Genomic DNA, 26258 nt, shown 5'->3' with positions numbered 1-26258 from the left:
GTTTGCCCATGGAGATAGCAACCCGTGTGCCAACGCCCCAACATCTCATTATTTCTATGGTTTTCCACCTAAATGCCGGCTGCCCCGCGGATAACGGGGGACAAAACGGGGCAAACTGCCCCGCCGATTCCGGCGGGGGCGGGGGCCTCCCGGGCAAACATCCCGTAACTTCCTGTTTCTCCAGCGATTACCAGAATGCCCCTCCGTGGGGCGATCCGCCCCACGGAGGGGCAGGCGAAAGCCGTGGCGGGGCAATGCGCCCCACCGGCTCGACAGCGCCGGGTTCTCTGGCACCCTCCGAAGGGGTCCGGCGGCCCGCAGGGAAAACCAAAATCTTCGCCCCTGACGCCGGTCGCCGTGCCCAGGGGTAGAAGCGGTGGGACCGGCGACAGTAGACCGACGACCGGCGACCGAAGTCGTGTGCCGAAGGAGGTGCCCATGCGATGGATCCTGCTCCCACTCGCCCTCCTGTGGGTGGCCGCAGGCGCGGCCCTGGTGCTCGACACCGCGAGGGTGCGGGCGTGGTACGAGCGCGTCGCCCCCCGGGAGCGGTTCGGGGTGTTCGGGGGGATTGGGGTGGCCGTGGGCGGGGTGCTGGTGGTGGGGGCGTTCGTCGGGGAGGCCGGGTTCTGGTGGCCGTTCCTGCTGGGGCTCGCCGCCCTCGGGAAGGGGGTGGTTCTCCTGCGGACCCCGGGCCGGGCCGAGGCCGCCCTCCGGTGGTGGACCCGGGAGGCCGACGAGCGTACCTGCCGGGCCCTTGGGCTCCTCGTCTACACCCTGGGCGCGGCCCTCCTGGGGTCCCTCTTCTGACGGGGAAACCGCCAGGGACGAGATTCACTCGGGCCGGGTGGGGACACCGTGCGGCCCCCTGGTGAGTCGTTCCCGAGATCTCGTGGTTTTTCCAATGGGTGGGGCTGAGGCCCCCTCCTTCGCTGAACGGCCTCGCAGGGGCCGCCCCGGCGCGGTCCGCTGCGGCGCGTGAAGGCACGCGCCGCGGCCGCTCCCCTGGCGCCGGGCGGCCCGAGCTGCTTGGCCGTCGCGCTTCGTCGGACCCCCCAGCCCCAGCGACGCGATTTGCATACCGTTTTTGGAGACGGAACACTACATCGCCGCACCTCCTTCCCCTGGATCGTTTCGGACGTTCCGGACCTCCCGCCCCCGGCGATCGCGCCCTGCAGCTTGGCACGGTCCCCCCCCGGGCGTTCTTCCCGCCTTGACGTAATTTGTAGGACGTTCTACTTTTGCACGCATCCCCCTTCCCGGAGGCGCGAGATGGAGATCAGGGTCAGCCTGCGAGAGGCGAATCAGCATTTTTCCCGCTACGTGCGGTCCGTAGAGCAAGGAAACGTGGTCGTGATCACCCGCAGGGGCCGGCCGGTCGCCCGGCTGGTGGCCGAATCCCAGGCGAAGCCGCTGACGCCGGAGCAGCAGGATGCCCGGGAGAGAACGAGAGCCCGAATGCGCGGAGGATACCCGCTGGGAGGGGATCGGATCGACCGGGGGGAGCTCCATGAGCGCTGAACGGGTCAGCCTCGACACGAACATCCTGGTCTACGCGGTCGACCGGGATGCGGGGGAGCGCCACGAGCGGGCCGCCGAACTGGTGGACCAGGCCGTCGAGTGGGATTGCGTGCTCCCCCTCCAGGCCCTGTGTGAATTCTTTTCGGCGGCAACCCGAAAGGGAAAGATGCCTGTGGAGGATGCCGAGGCCCAGGTCCGGGACTGGATGATCCTGTTTCCGGTGGTCCCCAGCGACCCGTCAGATCTCTCCCGGGCCATGGCAGCGGTCGCCCGGCACAGCCTTTCGTTCTGGGATGCCCTTCTATGGGCCACCGTACGAAGGGCCGGAGTTCGCATCCTGTACACGGAGAACTTCCAGGGGGGCCGGGAACTCGGCGGGGTCCAGTTTGTGAACCCGTTCGCAGCGCCGGAACGCGTCTGACGTCCGGGAGCTTCTTCACGCCGTGCCGAGCGCCCGAACCTCCAGGTGGGGGCACACGGCCCGGAACCGTTCCGCCGTTTCGGGATGGCAGGTGAAAAAGAGGATCTGGACGTCCCGGGCAAGGTCCGCGATGGCCTCGCAGGCGGCTTGGGCCCGCTCGGGATCGAAGTTCACCAGGATGTCGTCGAACACGAGCGGCAGGGGCTCGGTGCCCTGGAGGAACCGCCGCACGAACCCGAACCGGATGGACAGATAGAGCTGCTCCGCCGTGCCCCGGCTGAGCTCCTCGGGCCGGCGGGCCGTGCCGTCGGCCGCGAGGGCCCACAGCGCCCCGGGTTCGGAAAGGGGGGCCCGAATGCCGGTGTACCGCCCCCGGGTGAGCCGGGCGAACACCCGCTCGGCCTCCCGGAGCACGGCGGGGCGGTGGGCCTCCTCGTACCGCTCCCGGGCCGTGTCCAGCACGAACTGTGCGAGCCGCAGCCGCGCCCACCGCCGGGCCGCCTCCGCGAGCGCCCCCCTCTCCGCCTCCCACCGGAGCCGCAGGGCCGAGACCTCGTCCCGGCGCTCCAACTGCTCGAGTTCCCGGCGCCGGGCACCCAGGGCCTGGTTCACCTCGTCGAGGCCGGCCATGACCTCCGCAAGCCGCCCCTGGGCGTCGGCGGCCGCCTGCCGCCACTCCGCCACGCTCCGCTGGGCGAACGCCGCCCCCGCCCGCTCCAGGGCGTCGGGTCCCAGCAGGTTCCCGAGCTCCGCCTCCCGGGCGCGAAGCTCCCCTTCGAGCTGGAGCCTTTGGCCGTGGATCTCGGCGAGCCGGCGGAACGCCTCCTCGTCGGCCGCCCCGGCCTGCGCCAGAAGACCGGCAATCTCCCGCTCGATGGCTGCCCGGGCGTCCCGGACCCCCTCGAGGTCCGCCTCGAGGTCGCGGATGCGGTCGTCCAGCGCCCCCGCCCGGTCCCGCGCCGCCCGGGCCTCTTCCAGCGCGTGGAAGAGCCGGCCCACCGCCGCGGGCAGATCCTCCCCCGGCCCCGGGTCCCGGCCGAGGCCGCCGAGGAGGGCGCGGGCCTCCCCTTCGAACGCCGCGATCTCCTCCCGGAGCGCCCGCAGTTCCTCGCCTCGCGCCTCGATGGCAGAGAGGATCTCCCGGCAGGCCTTCACGCGGGCGATCGCGTCCGGGGCCGCGGCGTCGGTAAGCCCGGCCGGAAGCCCCCTGCGCGCCACCTCGGCCGCCCAGGCCCGTTCCGCGGCCTCGAGACGGGCCCGGGCGGCGGCAAGACCCTCCCGCGCTTCCCGGACCCTAGCCTCCGCGCGGGCCGCTTCCTCCGCGGCTTCCCGCCAGCGCTCCTCGGCGAGCCGCCGCCCCCGCTCGGCCTCGGCCACCCGCTCGGCCTCGGCGAGGAGCTCCCCCACGGCCTCGGCAAACCCGGAGGCCTCCACCGGCGGCCGGCCGAGACCCTGGAGTAACCGGTTCAGAGCCCCGACATCCCGGGCCAGCCCCTCCTCCAGCCGGGTCCGGCGCTCCCGCAGGGCCCGCAGGGCGTCGCGACGGTCCCGCGCCGCCTCCAGCGCCCGCAGCGCCTCCACGGCCGCTTCGGGCCCCAGGGTCTCCCCGAACCCCTGGTCCCGGAGCCAGCCCGCCCACCGCTCCCGCTCCGCGGCGAGCGCGCGTTCGGCGTCGGCCACGGCGCCCTCGGCCGCTTCCACGGCCCGGTTGGCCCGCTCGGCCTCCGCCTCGGCCTCTTCCAGGGCCGCCCGGAGCGCCCGGACCTCCGATGCCCGCGCGGCCAGCCGGTCCAGCTCGGTCCGCGCCGCCCGCCAGGCCGCCGGGTCCTCGGGATCCCCGATCCCGAAGGCGGCCGCCCCGTCCCGAAGTTCGGCCGCGAGCCGGTCGAGGCGCATCCGGAGCTCCGCCACCTCGGCGCGGATCTCGTCGCGGCGTCGGGACAGGCGCTCGGCCCTCCCGGCCCCGCGGCGGGCGAGCCAAAGCCCGGCCGCCCCGGCAAGACCCAGCACGGCCGCCAGAACCAGCGCGAGCCCTTCGGCCCGCACCGCGCCCCAGATCCCGAGGGCCGCCCCCAGGAAGAGAAGAGCGGCCGAAAGCCATCGCCCCGCTCGACCCGCCGGGGCCGCGAGGACTTCCTCCAGGTCCGCGAGCCTCGCCTCCTGGCTGCGTAGCCGCTCGTTCAGGCGCTCGTACTCGGCCCGGGCCGCCTCGAGCGCCTCCCACGCCCTACGCCGGTCCTCCCACGTCTCTTCGCCCCCCGGGGTTGGGCCCGCCGCGGCCTCCCACTTCGCCCGGGCGGCCCGCGCCCGATCGTCGGCCTCGGCCTGCCGCCCCCGGGCCCCGGCGAGGGCGCGCTCGGCCTCCTCCAGGCGCCGCTCCGCGGCCCGCAACCCCTCCCGGCGCTCGCGGAGGGCCTCGCGCAGGGCCGGCCCCACCGGCGCCGCCGCCACCCGTTCCTCGGTCCAGTCGGGGCCCAGCCCCCGGAGGGTCCGGGCGAGGGCCTCGGCCCCCCGCTCGAGCTCGGCCCCCACCTCCCGGGCCTCCCGCAGGGCGGCCTCCACCGCCTGCTGCTTCGCGTAGAGGGCCTGGATCTCCCGGCGGTCCGGGAACGCCACCGGCTCCGGCAGCGCCTCCAGGGCCTTCTTCCGGGCTTCCTCCTCCCGTTTGGCCTCTTCCCGGTGCCGGAGGGCTTCGGCCTCCTCCCGCTGGGCCGCGGCCAGGCCGTCCCGGCACGCCGCGAGCTCCCGGCGTACCCGTTCCAGTTCATCCCGCGCCGCCCGGGAAAGGTCCACGGCCCGCAGGCGCGCCGGGTCGTCCCACCCCGGTCCCAGCCGGGCCGCCTGGTCCCGGAGCCGTCCCCTCGCGGCGGCCACCTCCGCCTCCACGGTGCCCACCCGCGCCCGGGCCCCCTCGAACCAGGCGAGACGCCGCTCCAGCCCGCGGACCTCGGGATCGGCCGCGAGAACGGCCTCGTCCCAGCGAAGTGCCCGCCGCTCGGCCTGCAACGGGGCGAGGCGTTGGAGCGTGTCCTGCGCCCGCTCGTCGAGGTCCCGGCGCCGCTCCACGAGTCCCTCGAACCGCCGGAGCCCGTCGGGCGGGAACCCCCGGGTGTCCGGCAGGGCCGCCAACTCCACCCGGGCCCGCTCCCGGGCCGCCCACGCCGGCCACGCCTTGGTCAGGGATTCCGCCCACGCCGACCGCTCCTGGAGCCGGGCCCGCTCGGCCTCGAGCTCCCGCCGCCGGGCCTCCAGGCGCTCGATCTCGAGGCACAGGCCCTCGTAGACCTCGGGGTCCCGCCGGGCGTCCCGCAGGGCGGCCGCCAGGTCCTGAAGCGCCCGGAGCCGCCGGGAGATCTCCGGCTTGGAGCCTCTTGGCGTGTAGAGCTCCCGGATCTCGGCCTCGAGCCCGCCCCGCACCGCGGCCAGCCGGCGGGGGCTCTCGCCCATGGCGGCCACGCTCAGGGCCTCGGCCACCTGCTCGTTGGCCAGGGTCTCGAAGCTCTGGAGCTCCTCCAGGCTGAAGGCGAACACGTTCTCGTACACGTCGCGGGTGGTCGAGCCCACGAGCTTTCGCAGCTCCGCCTCGCCCCCCACCGTGCCGTCCCCGAACCGGACCCGTACGGCACCGCCCCGGGGCCCCTCGAACCGCTCCACCACCACCCGGTCCCCGTTGCGCTCGAACACGAGCCGGCCGCCCTTCGGGACCCCCGGGGGGCAGTCGTAGGGGTTGGCCCGGGACCGGCGGTCGGGGAACCCGAAGAGGACCCGGCGCACAAAGGCGAGAAGCGTGCTCTTCCCCGCCTCGTTGGGCCCCAGAAACAGGCACAGCCCCTCGGGAAGCCCCGTGAGGGTGAGGTCCTTGAGGGCGCCGAACCCGTCGACCCGGATCTCCCGGAGCTGCATCAGTCCCCCTCGTCCGCGAGCCGGTCGAGACACAGGGCCTCGACCTCGTCCAGGAGTTCCGCGAGCTCCCCCTCGTCCGGCTCGTCCAGGACCCGCCGCACCGAGGCCGCCCCGTAGAGCTCCTCCAGGCACGTCCGCAGGGGCTCCCACCCCGCCGGGCCGACCTCCCGGAACCCCTGGATCACCCGGAGGCACTCGCCGAGGAAATCGTCGCCCTGCCTGCGGCGCTCCACGTGCACGGCGGGGCGGGTGGCGGGTTCGATCCGCTCGACCCAGACGAAGGGGTCCCGGACCGCCCCGGCCTCCCGCACCTGTTCGAGGAGCGCCTCCCGGGCGCCCGGCCGGACCAGCTCCCGGTGGAGCGCCCCCCGCCCCCCGAGCGCCACCCGCAGGACCACCGGTCGCCCCCCGGCATCCTCCCCGACCTCCTCGACGAGCCGCTCCAGGCGGTCCAGGAGGTCGGAGACGGTCTCCACCCCGCCGATCGAGGCGGTGCGCCGGTCCCAGCGCACGGCGTCCAGGGCCGCGAACTCCTGCTCGGCCAACCGCCCCTCCCCGTCCACGCGGACGACCCAGGCGCCTCGGGGGCCGGACTCGTTGGGGTGGAGGCCCTGGAGGTTCCCCGGATATCCCACAAAGGGGTCGGCGGGCGAGAGCACCGAGCGGGTGTGGACGTGGCCCAGGGCCCAGTAGTCGAGCCCCGAGGCCCGAAGCTCCTCCAGGGTTCGGGGGGCGTAGACCTCGTGGCTCCCCGCCGGCCCCACCGTGCAGTGGAGCACCCCGATCTGGAAGGGCTCGCCGCCCTCCCGCCGGAACCCCGTCCCGAATCCGGCCCCCACGCTCCGGCGCGGGTAGCTCGCCCCGTGGATCCGGGCCACAGGGTCCCCGTCCTTTTCGAACACCACCGACTCCTCCCGGGGCCCGAACACGTGCACGGTGTCGGGAAGCCGCACGGAGTGGACCCAGGAGTCGAGGGGGTCGTGGTTCCCGTGGGCCACGTAGACCCGGATCCCCGCCTCGGCCAGGCGGCGCACCCCGTCCCGGAACGCGAGCTGGGCCCGCAGGCTCCGGTCGGCCGCGTTGTAGAGGTCTCCGGCCACGAGGAGGAAGTCCACCCCCCGCTCCCGGCACAGGTCGACCAGGTTCCCCCACGCCCGGAACGTGGCCTCCCGGAGCGTCTCGAACACGAAGTCGTGCTCGTCCGGGAGCCCGGAGAACCCCTGGAACGGGGCGTCCAGATGGAGGTCTGCCGCATGGACGAACGTGAAGGCGCGCATCCCTGTTCCTGTTAGGCGGCGGGGCGGCGGGGCGGTTTGGCGGCCCCAATCGTGCCCCCGGCCGGGGACGTCCCCATCGCGAAAAACAACGGCCACGATCCCCGGCGGCGGGGTTCCGTGGCCGTTCCCTTTCTCCCGGTGGTTCCCACACGCATTGTGCCCCTCCTTCCCGGCCCACATCATACGAACCCGGCCGGCCGGGGGGCAACCCGCACGCTTCCCCCCGCCGTGCGCCTCTGCTATAAACACCGACTCCTTGCGACCCACCGTGCCGGAGGAACGACCCGATGCTCCCGATCGCACCCGATGCGTGGCCTTACCTTTGGAAGCTCGTCGCGGCGGCGGCCGTGTTCGGCCTGCTGGGTTGGTCCACGCTCGCCTGGTTCGCCCTGGCGCTCGCCGCCTTCGTGGCCTTTTTCTTCCGGGATCCCGACCGGGTGATCCCGCCCGACCCGGACCTCGTGGTGTCTCCCGCCGACGGCAAGGTGCTCCGGATCGACACGGTGGACGAGCCGTTCCTGGGCGGCCGGGGGGTGCGGGTGTCGATCTTTCTCAACGTGTTCAACGTGCACATCAACCGCGCCCCCATCGGCGGGACCGTGCTCTTCCAGACCTACCGGCAGGGGAAGATGCTCCCCGCGTTCCGGGACCACGCCTCGGAGCTCAACGAACGAAACACGATCGGGATCGAAGGGCGGCGGATCCGGACGGTGGTCCATCAGATCACGGGCATGCTGGCCCGCCGGATCGTGTGCCGGGTGGGGCCGGGGGACCGGCTCCGGAAGGGGGAGCGGTTCGGGCTGATCAAGCTCGGCTCCTGCACCGAGGTGATTTTGCCCGAGTGGGTGGAGCTTTGGGTGCAGCCCGGCCAAAAGGTGAAGGGCGGCTCCACGGTGATCGCGCGGATCCCCGGGGTCCGTCCCGAGGGGGAAGGCGAGGGTTAGGTCCCGGGCACCTCGATCCCGAGTTCCTTCATCTTCTTGTAGAGGCTCGACCGGTCCACGCCGAGCGCCTCGGCCGCCTGGGGCACGTTCCAGCCGGCCTCCTCGAGATGGCGGGCGATGTAGTCCCGCTCGAACTGCCGGCGGGCCTCCCGGAGCCCGAGCCCCGGCTTCACGGTTCCCCCGGCGCCCCCCGAGCCCGTTCCCTGGCCCCGCACGGCGGGGGGCACGTCTTCTACTGTTAACCGGTCGGAACGGCACAGGATCACCATCCGCTCGGCCACGTTCTTGAGTTCCCGCACGTTCCCGGGCCACGGGTAGGCCTGGAGCACCGAGAACACGGCCTCGTCCACCTCGACCGGTTCCCGGTTCTCCTCGCGGCAGTACTCCTCGACGAAGTGCCGGAACAAGAGCGGGATGTCCTCGGCCCGGTCCCGCAGGGGCGGCACGTGGATCGGCACCACGTTCAGCCGGTAATAGAGGTCCTCCCGGAACCGGCCCTCCCGGATCTCCTCCTCCAGATCCTTGTTGGTGGCGGCGATGATCCGCACGTCCACCTCGTGGGTCTTGGTGCCCCCCACCCGCTCGAACCGCATCTCCTGGATCACCCGGAGGATCTTGGCCTGGGTCTTGAGGCTCATGTCCCCGATCTCGTCGAGGAACAAGGTGCCGCCGTCGGCCAGATCGAACTTGCCCCGCCGCCGGGCCGTGGCCCCGGTGAAGGCCCCCTTTTCGTGACCGAAGAGCTCGCTTTCGATCAGATCCTCGGGAATGGCCGCGCAGTTCACCTCGACAAAGGGGCCGTCCCGCCGCCGGCTGGCGCGGTGGACCGCCCGGGCCACCAGTTCCTTCCCCGTGCCGTTTTCCCCGGTGATCAGCACCGACGCCCGGGTCGGCCCCACGACCCGGATCTGCTCCTTGAGCTCCCGCACGGCGGGGCTTTCGCCGATGAGGTCGGGGCTCCGGCCCCAGCGTTCGCGCCAGTATCGGTTCTCCTCGGAAAGCCGCCGGGCCCTCACGGCGTGCTCGATGGTGAGCAGCAGCCGGTCCAGGTTCAACGGCTTCTCGATGAAGTCGTAGGCCCCCAGCTTGGTGGCCTTGACCGCGGTCTCGATGGTCGCGTGGCCCGACATCATGATGACGGGAAGGTCCGGGTCGCGCTCCCGCAGTTTCTGGAGCACCTCGACCCCGTCGATGCCGGGGAGCCACACGTCCAGGAGCACCACGTCCGGATCGGCCGCGTCGAGGCCTTCCAGGGCCTCCTCCCCGCTTCCGGCCGAGGCCACCTCGTACCCCTCGTCCTCCAGGGCGCCCCTCAGGGTCGCCAGGATCGCCTCCTCGTCGTCCACCACCAGGATCGTTCGGCTCATGGCTTCGTCCCGTCGAGCGGAAGTTCGATCACAAACCGGGTGCCCCGGGGCCGGTTGTCCTGGACCCGGATCGTTCCCCCGTGGTCCGTGACGATGCTTTTCACGATGGCCAGCCCGAGCCCGGTTCCCCCCTCTTTGGTCGAGAAGTAGGGCTCGAACAGCCGGGTTCTGGCCTCGGGGCTCAAGCCCGGGCCGTTGTCGGCCACCGAGACCCGCACCCTGCGGGCCGCGGGGTCGTAGTCGGTGACCACCTCGACCCAGGCCTCCTCCACCCCGGCCAGGGCCGCCACGGCGTTGTCGAGCAGGTTCACGAGGACCCGGCGCATCTGTTCGGCGTCCACGAGCGCGGTGGGCAGTTGGGGATCCAGGCGGACCTCGAACCGGATCTCCGGGTGGGCCGGCCGGTAGAGACCCGCCACCTCGTCCGCGATCCGGTTCAGGTCCTCGGGCGCCGGCCGGGATTCGGGCATCTTGGCGAACCGACTAAAGGCGTTCACCAGGCGTTTGAGCCCCTCCACCTGGGCCACGATGGTGCGGGTGGCATCGTCGAGCACCGCCCCCTCTGCCGATTCCAACAAATCCGCGTACTTCCGCCGCAGCCGCTGGGCCGAGAGCTGGATCGGGGTGAGGGGGTTCTTGATCTCGTGGGCCATGCGCCGGGCCACCTCCTGCCAGGCCCGGGCCTTTTGGGCCAACACGAGGTCCGTGAGGTCGTCCACCACGGCCACCGTGCCCAGGTGCCGCCCCTCGTCGTCCCGCAGCCGGGTCATGTGGACCATCAGGGTGCTTCGGCGTCCCTCGCGCTCCACCGTGACCTGGCGCTGGATGGTATCGTGGCGCGAGCGCTCCAACTCCCGTCCGATCTCGGTCAGGGCCGCGTTCACCTCGGCCGGCAGCACCTCGCTGTACATCCGGCCCACGCAGTCGGGCGGCAGGCCCAGGAGATCGCAAGCCGCGGGGTTCACGGTGGTGATCCGGCCCTGGGGGTCGGCGCTCACCACCCCAGCGGTCACCCGGCTCAGCACGATCTCCATGTACCGGCGGCGCTCCTCGAGCTCGGCGTTGGCCCGCTCCAACGTGGCCTGGGCCCGCTCCACCTCCTCCCGGCTCGCCCGAAGGTCTCGGGTCATCCGGTTGAAGGAGGCCACGAGCACGCCCACCTCGTCGCGGCTCGGCACCTCGAGCTCGAAGTTGAGGTCGCCCCCCGCCACCCGAAGGGTCGCCTCGGCCAGCGCCTGGATCGGCCCGGTGATCCCCCGGGCCAGGTAGAACCCGAACCAGATCGCGGCGAACACGAGAAGCAGGGCCACGAGGAGGAGGGGTAGGATGTAGCTCACTTTGATCGGGGTCCGAAGGATCTGGAGCTGCCGGTACTCCTCAAACCCCTCGGTGATGTCCTCCAGCCGCTCCAGGGTCCGGCCCGGCAGGTACAGGTCCACCACCAGGGCGCCGGCGCCGGCCACGGGGACCACGGCCCGGATGAAGTCGCCCCGGTCGGTCTTCAGAAGGGTCGCTCCCTCCTTCCCTTCCAGGGCCTCCTTCACCGGAGGGCTCCCCGGGCCCGGCGGCGGGGCCGTTGGGCGGTCGGGGTGGGCGGCCTGGGCCCGGATCCGTCCGTCCTGGCCCAGGAGGTACGCAGCCGCGGCTCCTGTTTTCTCTACACCTCGGGCTATCGCCTCCTCGGCCGGGGTCTTCGCCAGGAGCCGCGCGGCCTCGAGGGCCTGCTCCTCCTGCTCGCGGTAGTAGGCCCGAGCCACCTCGAGGGCCTGGCGCAGCGCGCCCTCCACCCGGTCGCTGAACCAACTGTCGATGCTCCGGGCCAGAAACCCCGCGCTCGCGAGAAACAAGAGCGCCGTGGGGATCACCGTGATGGCGAGGAAGGCCAACACGAGGCGGGTTCGGAGGCGGGCGCCGAGCACGCCCCGCCGCCACTCGAACACGAGCTTCGTGAGGTTCCGAAGGCACAGGTAAAGGAGCAGGAGCAGGAGCAGGATGTGGAGGTTCACGAGGGCGAAGAACCCGAGGCTCTCCCCCACCGAGGCCCCCCCGAGCCCCATCGAACGCCACAGCACGGCTGCCAGGATCCCCCAGAGGACCAGGAGGATGCCCAGCCCCAGGAGCACCGCCGGACGCCGGAGGGGACCCTTGGGCCACCTCATGGCAACTCCCGCGGCACCTCGACCACGTACCAGGGGGTCTCCACGTCCCAGAGCCCCACAAACGGCAGGATGCGGTGGAGCCGGAACGGAAGCTGGAACTCCTGCAGGCGGGCCCGGATCCGCAGGAAGGCCGGCGGGCCCCTGAGGGCGTCCAGGGGCAGGAGGCTCAACCGCTCCACCCGGGCCAGCGCGTCCACGGCCTTTTCGAGTTCCGGCACCTCGGGCCCCTCCGACCCGTCCTCAAAGGTGACGTGGAACCGGTTCTGGAGGTTGTTCTTTTCCAAGGTGCGCGTGAGCTGAAGGTCGGCCAGCACCTCGTCCCGGGCCCAAGCTTTGGGCCGGTCCACCCGCACCCAGAACGTGAACCGCACGGGAAGCCCGCTCTCCAACGTTTCCCGCAACTGGGGAACGAGGGCCTTCTCCACCCGGAAGGACACCAGGAGATCCCCCCTGGGCCCCCGTTCGAGCCGCACGTCGGTCACATAGGGCACCGGCGTCTCCGCGGCGCACGGCTCCCCGACCGGCCCTCCGACACCGGCAAGGAGCAGAAGCAACGCGAAGAGGATGAGACGCCAATACGTCAACGCGGGACTCCCTGGGGGCCCACGGCCGCCCAAAGAGTCCGATTCTAAGGCGAGGAGGTTCCCGGTAACAAGCCGCCCTGGCCGCTGGCGGCGGACACAAGAAACCGCCGGCCCAAACGCTGCCGGACCGGCGGTCGAGGGGTCTCGAGGGAAAGGACGCTCAGGCGGGCGCCGGGGCCAGGGAGTCCCCCACCGGGCGGGGAAACGCGGGCCGGACCGGGGCCTCGGCCTCGGCCTCCACAAGCGACCAGGCGTCCGGCCTCGCCAGGAGCGCCTTCACCAGGTGGTCGTGCATCGCGTGTCCGCCCTTGTGGACGATGAGGTGGCCCTGGATCGGGTGGCCGACGAGGGCCAGGTCGCCGATGGCGTCCAGGACCTTGTGGCGAACGGGTTCGTCGGGCATGCGAAGCCCTTCGGGATTGAGTACCCGGTCCCCCTCCACGACCACGGCGTTCTCCAGGCTTCCGCCGAGGGCTTTGCCGTTCTTTCGGAGGAACTCCACCTCGTGGAGGAACCCGAAGGTCCGCGCCGAGGCCACCGCGCCCGCGAACCCCTGGGGCGTGACATCGAGGAAGTAATGCTGGGATCCCGGGAACCGGCCGCCGAAGTCGATGGAGTAGGTGACGCGGAATCCCGGGGCGGGCCGCAGGATGCAGAACTTGTCGCCGTCCTGCACCCGGATCGGCTTCTCGACCCGCAGGAACCGGCGGGGGCGCTCCTGCCGCCGCAACCCCGCGGAGAGGATCGCGTTGACGTAGGGCAGGGCGCTGCCGTCGAGGATCGGCACCTCGGGTCCGTCCACCTCGATGCGGGCGTTGTCCACCCCGAGCCCCGCCAACGCGGCCAGGCAGTGTTCCACCGTCGACACCTCGGCCCCGTCACGCGCCACCACGGTGGCCAGAGAGGTGTCGGTCACATAGCGGCTCTTCGCGGGGATTTCCACCCGGGGCGTGAGGTCGGTGCGCACGAACCGAAGTCCGTACCCGGGCCGTGCCGGGGTGATGCGCACCCGGGTCCGCCGGCCCGAGTGCAGGGCCACCCCTTCAAGGGCAATCGTGCGGCTCAGCGTGTGCTGCCAGCGATGATCCATCGGGAACGCTCTCCTTTGCGGAATCAAACCGAACCGGGCGCACGCGCCCGTCACGGGCACAGCGGAGGAGCAAGGACCATGCCAAACAGAGCCAAGACCATTCAAAACAGGTAAAACCCTTGTGTCCACAAGGCGTTGAGAGGCGCCGCGTTCCCCCCGGGGGTCCCGTGGAGTGGCAAAACGACCACGGCCCGGACCGAGGGTCGTGGAAAATCGGCAACAGCTACCGGCCCGACGGGTGGCGGCGAATCCAAACCCAGCCCCCCGCCCTGCCGCCGGGTAAACCCTGCCGCCCCCCGGCGCGTCTCAAGGGCCACAACGCGCCGCGGCGATCCAACCCGTAAACCAATCCACAAAGGAGGGACCACCATGCGGAAACTCGTTCTCGCCACGATCTTGGCCCTCGGTGCGGCCACCGCCGCGCCGGCGTGGCAGCGCCCCACCCCGGCAGAGGTCAGGGCCTTTCGGGACGACCGCCACGCCGACGTGGTGTCGTTCCACCGCGACCGCGCCCAGGACCGGCGCCGGTTTCGGGAGGAGATGCGAGAGAACCGCTGGGCGTGGCGCCACGCCGACACCCCGGCCGAACGCCAGGCGGTTCGACACGAAACCCGCGAGGACATCCGGGACTTTCAACGGGAGCGGAGACAGGATCGGATGGAGTTTCGCAAGGAACGAAGGGAGGACCTGAGGGGGCTGTGGGACCTCAGATAGGGGTCCACTCTCAACCGACGCACGAAGCGCAAATCCGTAGACGCAAGGAGGAAGCACCATGAAAGCAAGAGCGTTCTTCGTCTGGCTGGGCCTTGGCCTTGCGGCCGCTTTGGCGCTCGCCGCCTGCGGGGGCGGCGGGTCCGGTTCGGCATCCACAGACCAGGGGGAGCTCCTCGTGGGCCTCACCGACGCCCCGGGGGACTTCCTGCGCTACGAGGTCGACGTGACCCAACTGGAGCTCACCCGGGCCAACGGCACCGAGGTCACGACGGTGCCGCTTGAGACCCGGATCGATTTTGCCCAACTCACGGATCTCACCGAGTTCGTCACCGCCGCCACGGTTCCCAACGGGGCCTACGTGGCGGCCAAACTGACCCTCGATTATTCGAACGCCGACATCGTCCTGGAGGGAAGCGACGGGAACCCCGTCTCCGCCGATCCCTACGACTCTGACGGGAACCCGCTTGATGGCACCATAGACCTAGAGGTTCGACTCGACAACCGACACCATCTGGTCATCGCCCCGGGTGTTCCGGCGCTGCTCACTCTGGACTTCAACCTAGACGCGACCCACGAGGTGGACCTCTCCACCTCGCCGGCACGGGTGACGGTTGAGCCTGTGCTCGTGGCAGAAGCCAACCCGGACGAGACCAAACCGCACCGGATCCGGGGCGCGCTCGTCTCCGTCGACGAGGAGGCGATGAGTTTTCGTATCGCGGTTCGGCCGTCGCGCCACAAACACGGCCGAGACCTCGGCACCCTGACCGTCTACACCGGCGACGAAACCGTGTTCGAGGTAAATGGCACCACCGCGACGGGCGCCGACGGGTTCGCCTTGCTGGCGACCTCCCAGCCCGGGACCGCCGTGGTGGCGAAAGGGAACGTCGACCTTACGGCGAAAACCTTCCGGGCCACCGAGGTCTACGCCGGCACGAGCGTGCCCGGCGGGGACCGGGATGGGCTCGTGGGCGTGGTGGTGGGGCGGGACGCCGAGGGCCTCACGGTGCGGGGCGGCACCCTCGACCGGTCGCTCGGCGCCCTCTACCTGAACCAGGACGTCGTCGTGACCTGGACCGATGAGACCACCGTGACCCGGGAACTCGACCCCAACGGCGCCTACACCGTGGACGATGTGTCGGTGGGGCAGAGGGTCGCGGTGCTCGGCACGTACTCGGAGGACGAGGGCACCCCGGTCTTCCAGGCAACCCATATCCGGATGCTCGTGACCCGGATCGCGGGGGAGGTGTTGGGGAAGGATGAAGGCGAGCTTCGGCTCGACCTGGAGCACATTGAGGGCCGAAACCCGGACCGGTTCGATTTCTCGGGCACCGGGGCGACCGAGGGCGACGACGCCGACCCGAACGACTACCAGGTGAACACCGCGGGTCTTGCGCTGCCCGACCTGGACGTGGGCGCTCCCGTGCGGGTGTTCGGGTTCGTGAGCCCCTTTGGCGCCGCGCCCCCGGACTTCGACGCCCTCACGGTGGCCGACTACTCCAACGCCACGGCCCGGCTCCGGGTGCAATGGGAGCGCACGAGCGCGACCGAACTCACGGCCGGCGCCGACGGCCTCACCCTCGACCTCACCGACGCGGGGCGCCTCCACCACGTGTTCCGCGGCGGCATCGCGACCGAACTCGAGCCCGAACCCGCCCCCACCGTGATCCCGGAGGACCCGGACCGGGGCGTGTTCGCCGTGCACCAGCGCGGGGGGCCCACCCGGGTGTATCACGACTACGCCTCGTTCGAGGGCTACCTGGCAGGGCAACTCGGGGCCGGCCGCCACGCGGCGTTCGTCTCGGGCCTCGGGTCGTTCGACGTGGAGGGCCAGGTTTTCACGGCCCGGAAGATCTTCGTGCGGCTGCGCTGACGGCGAGCCCCCCAGCACACGAGCGCCCGGCCACTCGGCCGGGCGCTCGGTGTTGGGGCTCCCGTTCGGGCCCCCCTACCTCGCCGGGTCCACCCATTCCAGGAACTTCGCCAGCCCGGCGGTCATCCCGTAGAACAGAAGGGTCCAGAAGGCGACGTGGAGCGCCTTCTGCCAGCGGGGCCGGTTCCCCAACACCCCCGGGTCCCGGCGGGCCTTGTCCCGTGTCGGGTCGGTCACGATGCGTCCTCCCTGGGCTTGTCGTCCCCCCCAGTCCGCGGAATTTCCATCCAAAACCGGCTCCCCCCTTGGGGTAGGTTCTCCGCCCCCACCCGGCCCCCATGGAGCCCCACGAGCTCCCGGCAGATGTGGAGCCCGAGCCCGTACCCCCGGCCCACGGTGCGCGAAAGCTTCCCCTGCCGGTACCGGTCGAAGAGGTGGGGCATCGTCTCCGGGTCGATCCCCGGCCCCTCGTCGTCCACCTCGAACCGCACCGCTTCCGGTCCGGCGACCACCCGGAGCCGCACCGTTTTTCCGGAGGGTGTGAACTTCACGGCGTTCTGGAGGAGGTTCCCGAGGGCCTGGCCGAGCCGGTCCGGATCCGCCGTAATCTCCACGTCCGGGACCTCGCCCTCGACCCGAAGGGTCACCCCCTTGGCCTCGGCCGCCGTTTGGTGGAACGGGAGCAGATCCTCGACGAACCGCCGCAACCTCACGGGGCGCGGCTCGAACGGCAGGCGCCCCTGCTCGAGCCTCCGGGCCGTCAGGAGGTCGTCGATGAGGCGGTTCATCGCGTCCACGGCCTGGAGGATCCGGTCCACGTACTCCTGCTGGCGCGGCGTCAGGCCGTCGGTCGTGGCCGAGCGCTTGAGGAGCTGCGCGAATCCCCCGATGGCCACCAGGGGCGTTCGCAGATCGTGGGCCACGATGCTCAGGAGCTCTTCCTTCTGCCCCCGCAGTTCCGCGAGCCGCCGGTCCCGATCGCGCAGGGCCTCCCGGATGGCCAGGATCCGCTCCCGGCTCTGCTCCATCGCCTCCCCGAGATCCGGAGCCGGCGCCTGGCCGGCGGCGAGCTTCTGCCGGGCTTCCGCTGCCGAGTCGATCGCCGGGTCCTCCCCCCGGGCCTCCCGGAGCACCTCGGCCAGAAGCGCCTCGGCCTCCTCCCAGGCCACCCAGGTCCCCCAGCCCCCGTTCCGCTCGATCTGCTCCCGGAGCCGGCACACCTCCTCGGCCAACGCCTCTCGCTCGAGCTCGAGGGCCCGGATCTTCTCCCGGTCTTCCCGTTCGCCCATGGAATCCTCCGCCCCTGGTTTGGAACCGCTCGATGCTAGCAGACCCGGGCGCTTCGGGAAAGCGGGGGTTTCCCTTGCCCCGGGTACCCCCGGCCGTCACAATAGGCGGCCTTTCTCAGGAGGTGTGGCGATGGCCAAGGTTCTCATGCTCCAGGGCACCGGCTCCGACGTCGGGAAAAGCGTGCTCGTTGCCGGTTTGTGCCGGCTTTTGCGGCAGGAGGGCGTGCGGGTGGCCCCCTTCAAGCCCCAGAACATGGCGCTGAACTCCTACATCACGGCCGACGGCGGCGAGATGGGCCGGGCCCAGGTGGTCCAGGCCGAGGCGGCCGGGGTGGAACCCCACACCGACATGAACCCGGTGCTCCTCAAGCCCACCACCGACGTGGGGGCCCAGGTGATCCTCCAGGGCAAGGTCTACGGGAACATGAAGGCCCGGGAGTACCACGCGTTCAAGCCCCGGGCCCGGGAGGTGGCCCTCGAGAGCTTCCGCCGACTGGCCCGCCGGTTCGAGGTGATCCTCGTGGAGGGGGCCGGGAGCCCGGCCGAAATCAACCTCCGGGAGGGAGATCTCGCGAACATGGGGTTCGCCCTGGAGGTCGGGGCGCCGGTGGTGCTGGTGGGCGACATCGACAAGGGGGGGGTGTTCGCGTCCCTGGTGGGCACCCTGGAACTCCTCGCCCCGGAGGAGCGCGACCTGATCCGGGGGTTCCTCATCAACAAGTTCCGGGGGGACCCCTCGCTCCTGGAACCGGCGTTCCGGGAGATCACGGCCCGCACGGGCCGGCCGTTCCTCGGGGTCGTCCCCTACTTCCGCGACATCTTCATCCAGGAGGAGGACGGCATCCACCGGGAGGTGGTGGCCGCCCGGGGCGGGGACGGCGGCGTGCGCATCGCGGTGGTGGTGCCGAACCGGATCAGCAACTTCACCGATTTCGACCCCTTTCTGGCCGAGCCCGGGGTAAGGCTCGATTTCGTGTGGCCGGGGGAGCGGCTGGGCCGGGCCGACGCCGTGATCCTGCCGGGGTCGAAGAACACGGTGGACGACCTCCACGGCCTGTGGCGGTCGGGGCTCGCCGACGAAATCCTGGAAAACCGGAAGCGCGGCGCCTACGTGGTCGGCATCTGCGGCGGGTACCAGATGCTCGGGCGGTGGGTGCGGGACCCCCTCGGGGTGGAGAGCGCGAACCGCGAGGCGCGGGGCCTCGGCCTTCTGGACGTGGAGACCGAGATGGAGCCCGAGAAGATCACCGCCCAGTCGGAGGCCCGGCTGCGGCCCGGCGCGCTGGTCTGGGCTCCCGAAGGCGACCCTCTCCACGGGTACGAGATCCACATGGGTCGCACCCGGCTCGGCCCGGAGGCCCGGCCGCTCCTGGACCTTCGCCGGCGGGGAGACGAAGCCTGGCACCCCGACGGGGCCGTGAGCCCGGACGGTCGCGTCTTCGGCACCTACCTCCACGGCCTTTTCGACAACGACGGGTTCCGGAGGGCGTTTCTTTCGCTGTTCCGGCAGGGGGCCGCCGACTCGCCCTCCTTCGCACGCCAAAAGGAGGAAGGGTACGACCGCCTGGCCGACCTGTTGCGCCGGAGCCTCGACCTCCCGCAACTCTGGCGGATCCTGGAAGGGTCGCCGGACGTGTGACGGCCTCGCCCCCCAAGCGGGGAACGGGGCCGGCCACGCCCGTCGAGGCAGGGGCTCAGATCTTCTTCGGCTTGCACAGGAGATCGGCCGACTCCGCCACCCGGCCGCAGGCCTCGCACTGGTAGTCCAGGTGGGCCTTCATGGGGGCGCACACGTGCCGGGGGCTCTCCACCTTCTGGCCGCAGTACCCGCACTCCTCCTCCACGGGCTGGGGCTTGCACAGGTGCCCCTTCTTGGTGGTCACGGCGCCGCAGCTTTCGCATTTGTAGACCTTGGACATGATAGCTCCTCCGCGCGCTCGGGGCTCGGTTCGACGCAGCCCACCCTATCACCGGCGCCGGTGCCGTCAAGGAGGTTCCCCGGGGCGGGGCAACGGGGTTGCTATTTGGGATATTTTTGGTTATTTATACGCGTTCATTTCCATCCATTCCCACCGGGAGGAGAGACACCATGGCTCAAGACATCTTGGAAAAGGGCGCCATCCTGCAGCGCGACGGCGAAACCTACGCGATCGCCCCCCACATCCCCGGCGGCATCACCACCCCCGAGCAACTCCGCCGCATCGCCGATGCGGCCGAGCGGTTCGGGGCTGCGGCGCTCAAGATCACGAGCGCCCAGCGGATAGCGATCATCGGCATCCGGCCCGAGGATCTGGACGCCGCCTGGGAGGCCGTGGGGGAACAGCCGGGCATGGCCATCGGGCTGTGCGTGCGGTCGGTCAAGGTCTGCCCCGGCACCACGTACTGCAAGCGGGGCCGCCAGGACTCGGTGGCCCTGGGGCTCGAGCTCGACCGCCGGTACCACGGCCGGGAGCTGCCCTGGAAGTTCAAGATGGGCGTGTCCGGCTGCCCCATCGACTGCGCCGAGGTGTGCATCAAGGATGTGGGGCTCATCGGAACCCCCAAGGGCTGGAAGGTGATGGCCGGCGGGAACGGCGGGCCCATGCCCCACCTCGCCCAACCGCTGGTGGACAACGTGGCGTCCGCCGACGAGGCGATGGAGATCGTGGAGCGGGTGGTCCGGTGGTTCGAGCGCCAGGGCAAGCGCGCGCGCCTCGGGAAGATCCTGGAGCAGGTGGGGTTCGAGGCGTTCCGCGACGAGGTGCTGGGGGGCTGAGGGGCGGTCAACCCTCTGGCCGGGGGGTGCCCCACCCCGGCCGGACCCGCACGGTGCGCTCCCCCTGGACGAGCACCTGGCCCGGGGCGGCGCCCTTGGGCTTTCGGAGCCGGCCGGCCTCCACCACCATCACCTCGACGGCGGTTTCACCCGACCGGCGGGACCGGAGCGCCGCCAGGCCGGCGGCCTCCAGGAGGGTGCGCTCCGGGCACCGGGCCTCCCGGCCGGGTAGGCGCACGAGCACATGGGCCCCGGCGGCGTCCCTCGCGTGGAGCCAGAGGTCCCACGGCCGCGCCTCCCGCACGAGCCGGTCGTTTTCCCGGCCGTTTCGCCCCACCCAGATCTCCCACCCGTCCGAGGAGCGGTAGCGGGCGTAGGGTCGGCCGGGCTCCGTCCGCGCCGGGCGGCCGGGCTCCGGGGTCTCGGCCCCGTCCCCCAACCGGGCGAGCTCGCCCCGGGCCTCTCCGAGCCGGCGGATCAGGATCTCCCGGGCCCGTTCGGCCTTGGCGGCCGCCCGGTAGAGGCGCTCCAGGTTCGCCGCGGGGGAGAGCGCCGGATCCAGCTCCAGCTCCACCTCGCCCCCGGTCCAGGGATCGGGGAGCACCGCCCGCTCCGCTCCGGCACGGACCCGGTTCAGGTTCGCGGCCAGGGCGTCGGCCCGGCGGCGCAGCTCGGCCGGGTCGGGCAGCTTTGCAAGATCCCCCTCGATGTTCCGGATGCGCCGCTCGATCCGCTTCCGGGCCTTCGAGGCGGAGCCTCCCGCCCGGGCGCCCGAATGATGGGGCTCCGGAGCTGCCGATCGTCGGGCGAGCCAGCTCCCTCCGGCCGCCAGGGCCGACTCCCAGCGGACCCCGGATGGCCCGGTCCGCTCCACCGCCGAAAGCCCGTCCGGGTACTCCCAGAGGGGCCCGGGCCTGCCGTAGTCCCCGAGCCACCGGGCCCAGGCCGCCGCCGCATCCCCCTCGCGGAGCCGGCGCTCCAGCTCCCGGGCGAGCGCCGGGGTGAACCCGAACAGCCGTTTTTCGATGGGAGTACCGGACTCGAGGTCCCGTAGCACCTCCTCGGCCGGGCACTCGTCCGGGAACCGCATCCCCTCGGGGACGGGCGGGGGCTCGTAGGTGCGGCCCGGGGCGATGCCCTGCCGCGTTCGCCCGGCCGGCTCGCGCAATATCGCCCCGATGCGCCCGTCCTGCCCGAGGGCGAGGAGCGCGGGCGCCCGGCCGGCCGCCTCCCACACGAGCCGGCACCCGTCGTCGCCCCGGCGGAACGAAAGCCACAGCACCCGGTCGAACCGGGCCCAGCCCACGTCCTCCAGCCTACCGCCCACGGCGTGGGCCCGCAGGTAGGCGGCGACCCCCGGGGGCCGCGGGGGGGCCGGGGGCCGCGCCTCCAGAAGCCCGACCCCCGGGGGCTCCAGGAACAGGCCGAGGAGGCCCGTGCGGCCCGGTGTCCGAAGCCGGAGCACCGCCCCCCACTCGGGGGACGCCCAGGCGGCCTGCACCCAGGCACCCCGCCAATCCCGCCCGATCTCGGCCCCGATCCGGGCCACGACCCAGGGATCCATCCCGGCCTCGGTCACCACCCCGGCAGTGCGTAGCGCAGGGGCGGGGCGGCAACCTCCTCCAGGGGGGCCAGGGCGTCGGCGTCGTCCCCCAGGAGCCACCGGAGGAGCCCCCGCCGGTCGCGGCGCCGGTACTCCAGCTTGGGCTCCTCGGGCAGCCCCGCGAGCTCCCGGGCCCAGTCCACCGCGTCCCAAAACCCTCCCAACCGGTCCACCAGGCCCAGGGCCTGCGCCTGCCGGCCCGAGTAGACCCGGCCGTCCGCCAGGGCCAACACGGCCTCCCGGTCCATGTGGCGGCCTTCGGCCACGGCGTCCACGAACTGCTGAAAGAGGTCGTCGATGAGTTGCTGGAACACCGCCCGGTCCTCGTCGGTCATCTCCCGGAACGGCGATCCCGCGTCCTTGAGGGGCCCGCTTTTCACCACCCGGGTCCTGAGCCCCAGCTTGTCGAACAGGACGTGGACCTCCTGGAACTGGAGGATCACGCCGATCGAGCCGGTGGCCGTGCCGGGCAGGGCCACGATCCCGGTGGCCGGCGCCGAGACGTAATAGCCACCCGAGGCCGCGAGCGCCCCCATGGAGACGATCACCGGCTTTTCGGCCGCCGTGCGCCGGACCTCGTCGTGGATCTCCTGGCTCGGGGCGATGCCCCCTCCCGGGCTTTCGACCCGCACCACCACGGCCTTCACGTCGTCGTCTTTGCGGAACTCCCGCAGCGCCTCCACCGCCGGCCGCGCGTCTGCGATGAACCCCTTGACCTCCACTACCCCGATCCTCTCCCCCACCGGCAGCGCGTCGCGCCCCGCCCACCACAACGCCGCCCCCGCGGCCAGGGCCACCCCCGCCACCACCGCCAGCATGATCGCGACGAATTTCAAGCATCCCCGCATGTCCCGTCTCCCCGGGCCGACTCCCGCGCGAGTCTCTCGCCCACGAAAAAGGCCGGGCGCGAGGCCCGGCCTTTTCTGACTCCTCCGATTGCCCGCGGGGCCTCTCTGCCCCGGCCCCCGGCCCCTACTCCTCGGCGGCCTCGGGCTCGCCGTTCGCCTCGGCCTCCTTGGCCTGCTTCGCCAGGAGGATCTTCTCGCCCAACGTGGTGGCCGACTGGGCCGCCATCTCCTTGTTGAGCTGGTCCAGGGCCATCTTCTCGGCGCGGACCTGCTCGTCCTCGATGGCCTTCATCGACAGGCTGATCTTGCGCTCTTCCTGGTCGATATTGAGCACCTCGGCCTGGATCTCCTGGCCCACCTCCAGCAGGCTCTTCAGGTCGTCGACCTTCTCGCTCGAGACCTCGCTCACGTGCACCAGGCCCTCGACCCCGGGCTCCAACTCCACGAACACCCCGAAGTCGGTGATGTTCGAGACCTTGCCCGTGACGATGGAGCCCACCCGGTAGCGGGCCGTAATGCCGGCCCACGGATCCGGGGTGAGCTGCTTGATGCCCAGGCTGAACCGCTCGTTCTCCTTGTCGATGTGGAGCACCACGGCCTCCACCTCGTCGCCCACCTTGTAGAGGGTGGCGGGGTGGCCGACCCGCTTGGTCCACGAGATGTCGCTCACGTGGATGAGGCCGTCAATCCCCTCGTCCACGCCGACGAAGATCCCGAAATCGGTGATGTTGCGGATCTGGCCGCGCACCACCGCGCCCACCGGGTAGCGCTCCTCCAGGAGATCCCACGGGTTCGGCTGGCACTGCTTCATGCCGAGCGAGATCCGGCGGCGGTTCATGTCCACGTTGAGGATCATGACCTCCACCTCGTCGCCCACCTTCACCACCTCGGAAGGATGGTTGACCCGCTTGGTCCAGCTCATCTCGCTGACATGCACGAGCCCCTCGATGCCCGGCTCGAGTTCCACGAACGCGCCGTAATCGGCGAGGCTCACCACCCGGCCCTTGATCCGGGACCCGATGGGGTAGCGCTCGTCCGCGCTCTCCCAGGGATCGGGCTTGAGCTGCTTGATCCCGAGGCTCACCCGCTCCCGCTCCCGATCGAAGGAGAGGACCTTGACCTCCACCTCGTCGCCGATGTTCACGACCTCGGAGGGATGGCTCACGCGGCCCCAGCTCATATCGGTCACGTGCAGCAGCCCGTCGATGCCGCCCAGATCCACGAAGGCGCCGTAGTCGGTGATGTTCTTCACCACCCCCTTCATCACGGCGCCCTCCTCAAGGGTCTCGAGGGTCTTGGCCCGCAGCTTCGCCCGCTCCTCCTCCAAGAGAACCCGCCGGGAAAGCACGATGTTCCCGCGCCGACGGTTGAACTTGATAATCTTGAACTTATAGGTCTCGCCGATGAGCTTCTCGAGCTGGCGCACCGGCCGCAGGGCCACCTGGGAGCCGGGCAGGAACGCCCGCACCCCGATGTCGACGCTCAGGCCGCCCTTGATCCGGGCCACGATCTTGCCCTCGACCACCTCGCCGGCCTCGGCGGCCTTGCTGATCTCGTCCCAGATGCGGATCTTGTCGGCCTTGTCTTTGCTCAGCACCACCATGCCGTCGGCGTCCTCGAGCCGCTCCACGAGCACCTCGACCTCGTCGCCGATCTGCACCTGGGCCTTGCCGTCCTCCCCGCGGAACTCGGACAGGGGCACCAGGCCCTCGGACTTGTACCCGATGTCCACCACCGCGTAGTCGTTGGTGATGTCCACCACCCGGCCCTTGGCCACGGAGCCCTCTTCGGGGCCGCCCAGGCTCTCTTCGAGCAGCCGGCCGAAGTCCTCCATCCGCTCCTCGGGATGCGCCGTCTCGTTCGTCTGGTCCACCATGTCGTTCTCGATCCTCCTACCGTTTGGATTCAAAAAGGCCCGCAAGGGCCTCTTTGTTCAGGATTTCGGTGCCCCCGCCCCAGGCACGGTCGCGCAGGGTAACACACGCGCCTTTCGTAACACAACGGGAAAAAGCGGGTTTCGCTACGCCGGCGGGCGCCCACGCGGGCGGCGTACCAGATTCACGATCCGCGCCACCACCTCCTCCACCGGGAGCCCCGTGGTGTCGATCACCACGGCATCCTCGGCCGGGCGAAGGGGCGCGTGGGCCCGGGAGCTGTCGTTCCGGTCCCGGGCCTCGATGTCCGCGAGCACCCGTTCGTACGCCACCTCCTGGCCCCTCTGGCGGAGCTCCTCGGTGCGGCGCCGGGCCCGCTCCTCGGCCGATGCCGTCAGAAACACCTTGACCCTCGCGTCCGGGAAGATCACCGTCCCGATGTCCCGGCCCTCGAGCACCGAAGGCCTCCGCTCCCCCAACCGGCGCTGGTACCGGCCCATGGCCTCGCGCACCGGCCGTCGAGCCGACACCCTCGAGGCCAGGTCGCTCACCCGGTGCTCCCGGATCGCCTCGCTGACGTCCTCGCCGTCGAGGAAGATCCGGTTTTGGCCCTCCGCGTCCTCCCGGAACTCGATTCGTGTCATCCGACACAGGGCGTCGAGCCCGGCGTCGTCGTCGAGGGCCACGCCTTCGCGGTCGGCCTTCAGCCCCACCGCCCGGTACATGGCCCCGGTGTCCACATAGGTCCACCCCAGGGCCCGGGCCACGGCGCGGGCCACCGTGCTCTTGCCGGCGCCCGAGGGCCCGTCGATGGCCACCACCTCGAGGAGTCGTCGGTCGTCGGTCGTCGGTCTGCGGTCGTCGGTCATCGGATCTCACCTGCCGGGCGTTCCGCCCGGGGAACAGCGAAACGCGCCCCACCCCCGCGGCGGCATGCCAGGTGCCAGAGGACAGACGCCAGACGACAGGGGGTTCTCTGACCTCCGACTTCTGAATTCTGGCCCCCGATACGGAAGCCGCCCCCACGGGTCGGCCGGCGCCATGACGCCGGAATCCCAAATGTTCTTAGCCGCCTAGATGCCGAGCAGCCCAGCCGCCTAGCCTAGGCTCCTTGGAATATGTCCACCAGGCCCCGCACGGCCTTCCACAGCTCCGCCTTCCCCTCCCCGGTACGGGCCGAGGTCACCACCAGATCCTCCGGCGGCACGCCGAACCCCGCCGCGATCGCCTTGAGGTGCTCCGGCCGGCGGCCCCGGGCCACCTTGTCGGCTTTGGTGACCGCGACGACCAAGCGCCTCCCAGCCGCCCGCACCAGGTCGGCGAACGCGAGATCGTGATCCCCCGGCTCCCGCCGGATGTCGGCCAGAAGCACCACCCCGACGAGGCGGTCCGACCGGCCCACGAAGTCTCGCACCGTGCGGGTCCAGGCCCGCACGGTGCCCACGGGGGCTTTGGCGTACCCGTACCCCGGGAGGTCCACGAGGGCGAACCGCTCGTCCACCACGAAGAGGTTCAGCGTCTGGGTCCTCCCCGGGGTGGACGAGGTGCGGGCAAGCCCCTTTCGGCCCGTCAGCAGGTTCACGATGGAGGATTTACCCACGTTGGACCGCCCCGCCAGCGCCACCTGGGGCCACGGCGCCCCGGCGGCTTCCTCCCACCGGGTCACGCTTTTCCAAAACCTCACATCCGGCTTTCCGCCTGCCACGAAACCTTCCTTCCCTCTGGGGTGTCCCCGCAGCCGAGGTCCCGACCGATCCCAAGTCCCCGGCGCCCGCCGGGGAGGCCCCTCGCTCCACGGCGCCCCCGGGGGGCCGTCAAGATGCCACAAGCCCCCGGTTTCTTCCAGGGGCCCCCCCTCCCGGCGGCCCGGACCGATCCCGTCGCAGCGCCCACAGGCCGCCTGCCTTCTTCTCCAGGAGCTGGGCTTTGGCCCACACGCAGGAACGCCGGCGCTGGCCCGAACGACCGGAGACCGCGAGACCGGCGACCGTGGACCGAAGTGACTTCGGGCACCACCTGTCGCTCCGGCGGCTGAATAG

22 protein-coding genes are annotated in these 26258 nt (G+C 71.5%); 8 read left to right on the top strand and 14 right to left on the bottom strand.

The window, feature by feature from the left end; translation table 11 throughout:
- The first annotated feature begins 438 nt into the window (after positions 1-438).
- The 3 genes from ACYQ8L_RS11310 (at position 439) to ACYQ8L_RS11300 (ending at position 1942) form a co-directional block, all read left to right on the top strand.
- The gene (locus tag ACYQ8L_RS11310) at positions 439-810 is read left to right on the top strand and encodes a hypothetical protein (RefSeq protein ID WP_459941905.1); all 372 of its coding nucleotides are present in this window, start codon (positions 439-441) and stop codon (positions 808-810) included.
- Positions 811-1272: 462 nt separating this feature from the next.
- Complete coding sequence (locus tag ACYQ8L_RS11305) at positions 1273-1521, top strand: type II toxin-antitoxin system Phd/YefM family antitoxin (RefSeq protein ID WP_459941904.1); 249 nt, start codon at positions 1273-1275, stop codon at positions 1519-1521.
- Positions 1511-1942: a PIN domain-containing protein gene (locus ACYQ8L_RS11300; RefSeq protein ID WP_459941903.1), complete on the top strand. Its 432-nt coding sequence runs from the start codon at positions 1511-1513 to the stop codon at positions 1940-1942. The genes ACYQ8L_RS11305 and ACYQ8L_RS11300 overlap by 11 nt, the downstream gene beginning before the upstream one ends.
- Positions 1943-1957: 15 nt before the next feature.
- On the opposite strand, the gene ACYQ8L_RS11295 is transcribed toward ACYQ8L_RS11300, so the two are convergent.
- Together ACYQ8L_RS11295 and ACYQ8L_RS11290 are read right to left on the bottom strand one after the other, a co-directional pair.
- Complete coding sequence (locus ACYQ8L_RS11295) at positions 1958-5845, bottom strand: AAA family ATPase (protein ID WP_459941902.1); 3888 nt, start codon at positions 5843-5845, stop codon at positions 1958-1960.
- Positions 5845-7122, bottom strand: coding sequence for a metallophosphoesterase family protein (locus tag ACYQ8L_RS11290; protein ID WP_459941901.1), 1278 nt, complete (start codon positions 7120-7122; stop codon positions 5845-5847). Before ACYQ8L_RS11290 ends, ACYQ8L_RS11295 begins: the two co-directional genes overlap by 1 nt.
- A 287-nt stretch (positions 7123-7409) precedes the next feature.
- Between ACYQ8L_RS11290 and ACYQ8L_RS11285 the strand changes: the two genes are divergently transcribed.
- Positions 7410-8066 carry a phosphatidylserine decarboxylase family protein gene (locus ACYQ8L_RS11285; protein WP_459941900.1) on the top strand — a complete coding sequence of 219 codons (657 nt, stop codon included), beginning with the start codon at positions 7410-7412 and terminating at the stop codon, positions 8064-8066.
- Here ACYQ8L_RS11285 and ACYQ8L_RS11280 read toward each other — a convergent pair.
- The 4 genes from ACYQ8L_RS11280 to lpxC form a co-directional block, all read right to left on the bottom strand.
- Positions 8063-9433: a sigma-54-dependent transcriptional regulator gene (locus ACYQ8L_RS11280; RefSeq protein ID WP_459941899.1), complete on the bottom strand. Its 1371-nt coding sequence runs from the start codon at positions 9431-9433 to the stop codon at positions 8063-8065. The two genes, ACYQ8L_RS11285 and ACYQ8L_RS11280, sit on opposite strands and share 4 nt — an antisense overlap.
- Entirely contained in the window at positions 9430-11592 is a 2163-nt protein-coding gene (locus ACYQ8L_RS11275) for a sensor histidine kinase (protein WP_459941898.1), read from the bottom strand. Before ACYQ8L_RS11275 ends, ACYQ8L_RS11280 begins: the two co-directional genes overlap by 4 nt.
- The gene (locus ACYQ8L_RS11270) at positions 11589-12176 is read right to left on the bottom strand and encodes a DUF4390 domain-containing protein (protein WP_459941897.1); all 588 of its coding nucleotides are present in this window, start codon (positions 12174-12176) and stop codon (positions 11589-11591) included. Before ACYQ8L_RS11270 ends, ACYQ8L_RS11275 begins: the two co-directional genes overlap by 4 nt.
- Positions 12177-12336: 160 nt before the next feature.
- A complete protein-coding gene (lpxC, locus tag ACYQ8L_RS11265; RefSeq protein ID WP_459941896.1) occupies positions 12337-13266 on the bottom strand; it encodes a UDP-3-O-acyl-N-acetylglucosamine deacetylase in 930 nt (309 codons plus the stop codon).
- Between the two features lie 369 nt (positions 13267-13635).
- Here lpxC and ACYQ8L_RS11260 point away from each other — a divergent pair, with 369 nt between their 5' ends.
- On the top strand, positions 13636-13980 hold the full coding sequence (locus ACYQ8L_RS11260; protein ID WP_459941895.1) for a hypothetical protein: 345 nt from the start codon (positions 13636-13638) through the stop codon (positions 13978-13980).
- 58 nt (positions 13981-14038) lie between these two features.
- Positions 14039-15850 carry a DUF4382 domain-containing protein gene (locus ACYQ8L_RS11255; RefSeq protein ID WP_459941894.1) on the top strand — a complete coding sequence of 604 codons (1812 nt, stop codon included), beginning with the start codon at positions 14039-14041 and terminating at the stop codon, positions 15848-15850.
- A gap of 75 nt (positions 15851-15925) precedes the next feature.
- Here the strand turns inward: ACYQ8L_RS11255 and ACYQ8L_RS11250 are convergent, their stop codons facing one another.
- Together ACYQ8L_RS11250 and ACYQ8L_RS11245 are read right to left on the bottom strand one after the other, a co-directional pair.
- Entirely contained in the window at positions 15926-16087 is a 162-nt protein-coding gene (locus ACYQ8L_RS11250) for a hypothetical protein (protein ID WP_459941893.1), read from the bottom strand.
- Positions 16084-17139 (bottom strand): sensor histidine kinase, encoded by a 1056-nt coding sequence (locus ACYQ8L_RS11245; protein ID WP_459941892.1) that lies wholly within the window; start codon positions 17137-17139, stop codon positions 16084-16086. Before ACYQ8L_RS11245 ends, ACYQ8L_RS11250 begins: the two co-directional genes overlap by 4 nt.
- A 130-nt stretch (positions 17140-17269) precedes the next feature.
- Here ACYQ8L_RS11245 and ACYQ8L_RS11240 point away from each other — a divergent pair, with 130 nt between their 5' ends.
- On the top strand, positions 17270-18778 hold the full coding sequence (locus tag ACYQ8L_RS11240; RefSeq protein WP_459941891.1) for a cobyric acid synthase: 1509 nt from the start codon (positions 17270-17272) through the stop codon (positions 18776-18778).
- A gap of 55 nt (positions 18779-18833) precedes the next feature.
- On the opposite strand, the gene ACYQ8L_RS11235 is transcribed toward ACYQ8L_RS11240, so the two are convergent.
- Positions 18834-19058, bottom strand: a complete 225-nt coding sequence (locus ACYQ8L_RS11235; RefSeq protein WP_459941890.1) for a hypothetical protein — start codon at positions 19056-19058, stop codon at positions 18834-18836.
- 170 nt (positions 19059-19228) lie between these two features.
- Between ACYQ8L_RS11235 and ACYQ8L_RS11230 the strand changes: the two genes are divergently transcribed.
- Entirely contained in the window at positions 19229-19894 is a 666-nt protein-coding gene (locus tag ACYQ8L_RS11230; RefSeq protein ID WP_459941889.1) for a nitrite/sulfite reductase domain-containing protein, read from the top strand.
- A gap of 7 nt (positions 19895-19901) precedes the next feature.
- Here the strand turns inward: ACYQ8L_RS11230 and ACYQ8L_RS11225 are convergent, their stop codons facing one another.
- From ACYQ8L_RS11225 to yihA, 5 genes are all read right to left on the bottom strand, one after another.
- Positions 19902-21458 (bottom strand): NFACT RNA binding domain-containing protein, encoded by a 1557-nt coding sequence (locus ACYQ8L_RS11225; protein ID WP_459941888.1) that lies wholly within the window; start codon positions 21456-21458, stop codon positions 19902-19904.
- Between the two features lie 11 nt (positions 21459-21469).
- On the bottom strand, positions 21470-22345 hold the full coding sequence (gene sppA, locus ACYQ8L_RS11220) for a signal peptide peptidase SppA (RefSeq protein ID WP_459941887.1): 876 nt from the start codon (positions 22343-22345) through the stop codon (positions 21470-21472).
- A gap of 124 nt (positions 22346-22469) precedes the next feature.
- Positions 22470-24221, bottom strand: coding sequence for a 30S ribosomal protein S1 (locus tag ACYQ8L_RS11215; RefSeq protein WP_459941886.1), 1752 nt, complete (start codon positions 24219-24221; stop codon positions 22470-22472).
- A gap of 144 nt (positions 24222-24365) precedes the next feature.
- Positions 24366-25088 carry a (d)CMP kinase gene (cmk, locus tag ACYQ8L_RS11210; RefSeq protein ID WP_459941885.1) on the bottom strand — a complete coding sequence of 241 codons (723 nt, stop codon included), beginning with the start codon at positions 25086-25088 and terminating at the stop codon, positions 24366-24368.
- A gap of 233 nt (positions 25089-25321) precedes the next feature.
- On the bottom strand, positions 25322-25903 hold the full coding sequence (gene yihA, locus ACYQ8L_RS11205) for a ribosome biogenesis GTP-binding protein YihA/YsxC (protein WP_459941884.1): 582 nt from the start codon (positions 25901-25903) through the stop codon (positions 25322-25324).
- Between the last annotated feature and the right edge of the window lie 355 nt (positions 25904-26258).

It is taken from the genome of Deferrisoma palaeochoriense (assembly GCF_054656955.1).
The sequence above is the reverse complement of the archived record's forward strand: the minus strand, read 5'-3'. Positions and strand labels throughout refer to the sequence as shown.

Bases quoted from the DNA above. Each gene is read 5' to 3' on its own strand.
- ACYQ8L_RS11225 (WP_459941888.1), bottom strand. From the start codon at position 21,458: ATGGATCCCTGGGTCGTGGCCCGGATCGGGGCCGAGATCGGGCGGGAT.
- ACYQ8L_RS11310 (WP_459941905.1), top strand. From the start codon at position 439: ATGCGATGGATCCTGCTCCCACTCGCCCTCCTGTGGGTGGCCGCAGGC.
- ACYQ8L_RS11260 (WP_459941895.1), top strand. From the start codon at position 13,636: ATGCGGAAACTCGTTCTCGCCACGATCTTGGCCCTCGGTGCGGCCACC.
- ACYQ8L_RS11275 (WP_459941898.1), bottom strand. From the start codon at position 11,592: ATGAGGTGGCCCAAGGGTCCCCTCCGGCGTCCGGCGGTGCTCCTGGGG.
- ACYQ8L_RS11295 (WP_459941902.1), bottom strand. From the start codon at position 5,845: ATGCAGCTCCGGGAGATCCGGGTCGACGGGTTCGGCGCCCTCAAGGAC.
- ACYQ8L_RS11280 (WP_459941899.1), bottom strand. From the start codon at position 9,433: ATGAGCCGAACGATCCTGGTGGTGGACGACGAGGAGGCGATCCTGGCG.
- ACYQ8L_RS11290 (WP_459941901.1), bottom strand. From the start codon at position 7,122: ATGCGCGCCTTCACGTTCGTCCATGCGGCAGACCTCCATCTGGACGCC.
- ACYQ8L_RS11245 (WP_459941892.1), bottom strand. From the start codon at position 17,139: ATGGGCGAACGGGAAGACCGGGAGAAGATCCGGGCCCTCGAGCTCGAG.
- ACYQ8L_RS11235 (WP_459941890.1), bottom strand. From the start codon at position 19,058: ATGTCCAAGGTCTACAAATGCGAAAGCTGCGGCGCCGTGACCACCAAG.
- ACYQ8L_RS11230 (WP_459941889.1), top strand. From the start codon at position 19,229: ATGGCTCAAGACATCTTGGAAAAGGGCGCCATCCTGCAGCGCGACGGC.
- lpxC (WP_459941896.1), bottom strand. From the start codon at position 13,266: ATGGATCATCGCTGGCAGCACACGCTGAGCCGCACGATTGCCCTTGAA.
- ACYQ8L_RS11255 (WP_459941894.1), top strand. From the start codon at position 14,039: ATGAAAGCAAGAGCGTTCTTCGTCTGGCTGGGCCTTGGCCTTGCGGCC.
- ACYQ8L_RS11215 (WP_459941886.1), bottom strand. From the start codon at position 24,221: ATGGTGGACCAGACGAACGAGACGGCGCATCCCGAGGAGCGGATGGAG.
- sppA (WP_459941887.1), bottom strand. From the start codon at position 22,345: ATGCGGGGATGCTTGAAATTCGTCGCGATCATGCTGGCGGTGGTGGCG.
- ACYQ8L_RS11240 (WP_459941891.1), top strand. From the start codon at position 17,270: ATGGCCAAGGTTCTCATGCTCCAGGGCACCGGCTCCGACGTCGGGAAA.
- cmk (WP_459941885.1), bottom strand. From the start codon at position 25,088: ATGACCGACGACCGCAGACCGACGACCGACGACCGACGACTCCTCGAG.
- ACYQ8L_RS11300 (WP_459941903.1), top strand. From the start codon at position 1,511: ATGAGCGCTGAACGGGTCAGCCTCGACACGAACATCCTGGTCTACGCG.
- ACYQ8L_RS11305 (WP_459941904.1), top strand. From the start codon at position 1,273: ATGGAGATCAGGGTCAGCCTGCGAGAGGCGAATCAGCATTTTTCCCGC.
- ACYQ8L_RS11285 (WP_459941900.1), top strand. From the start codon at position 7,410: ATGCTCCCGATCGCACCCGATGCGTGGCCTTACCTTTGGAAGCTCGTC.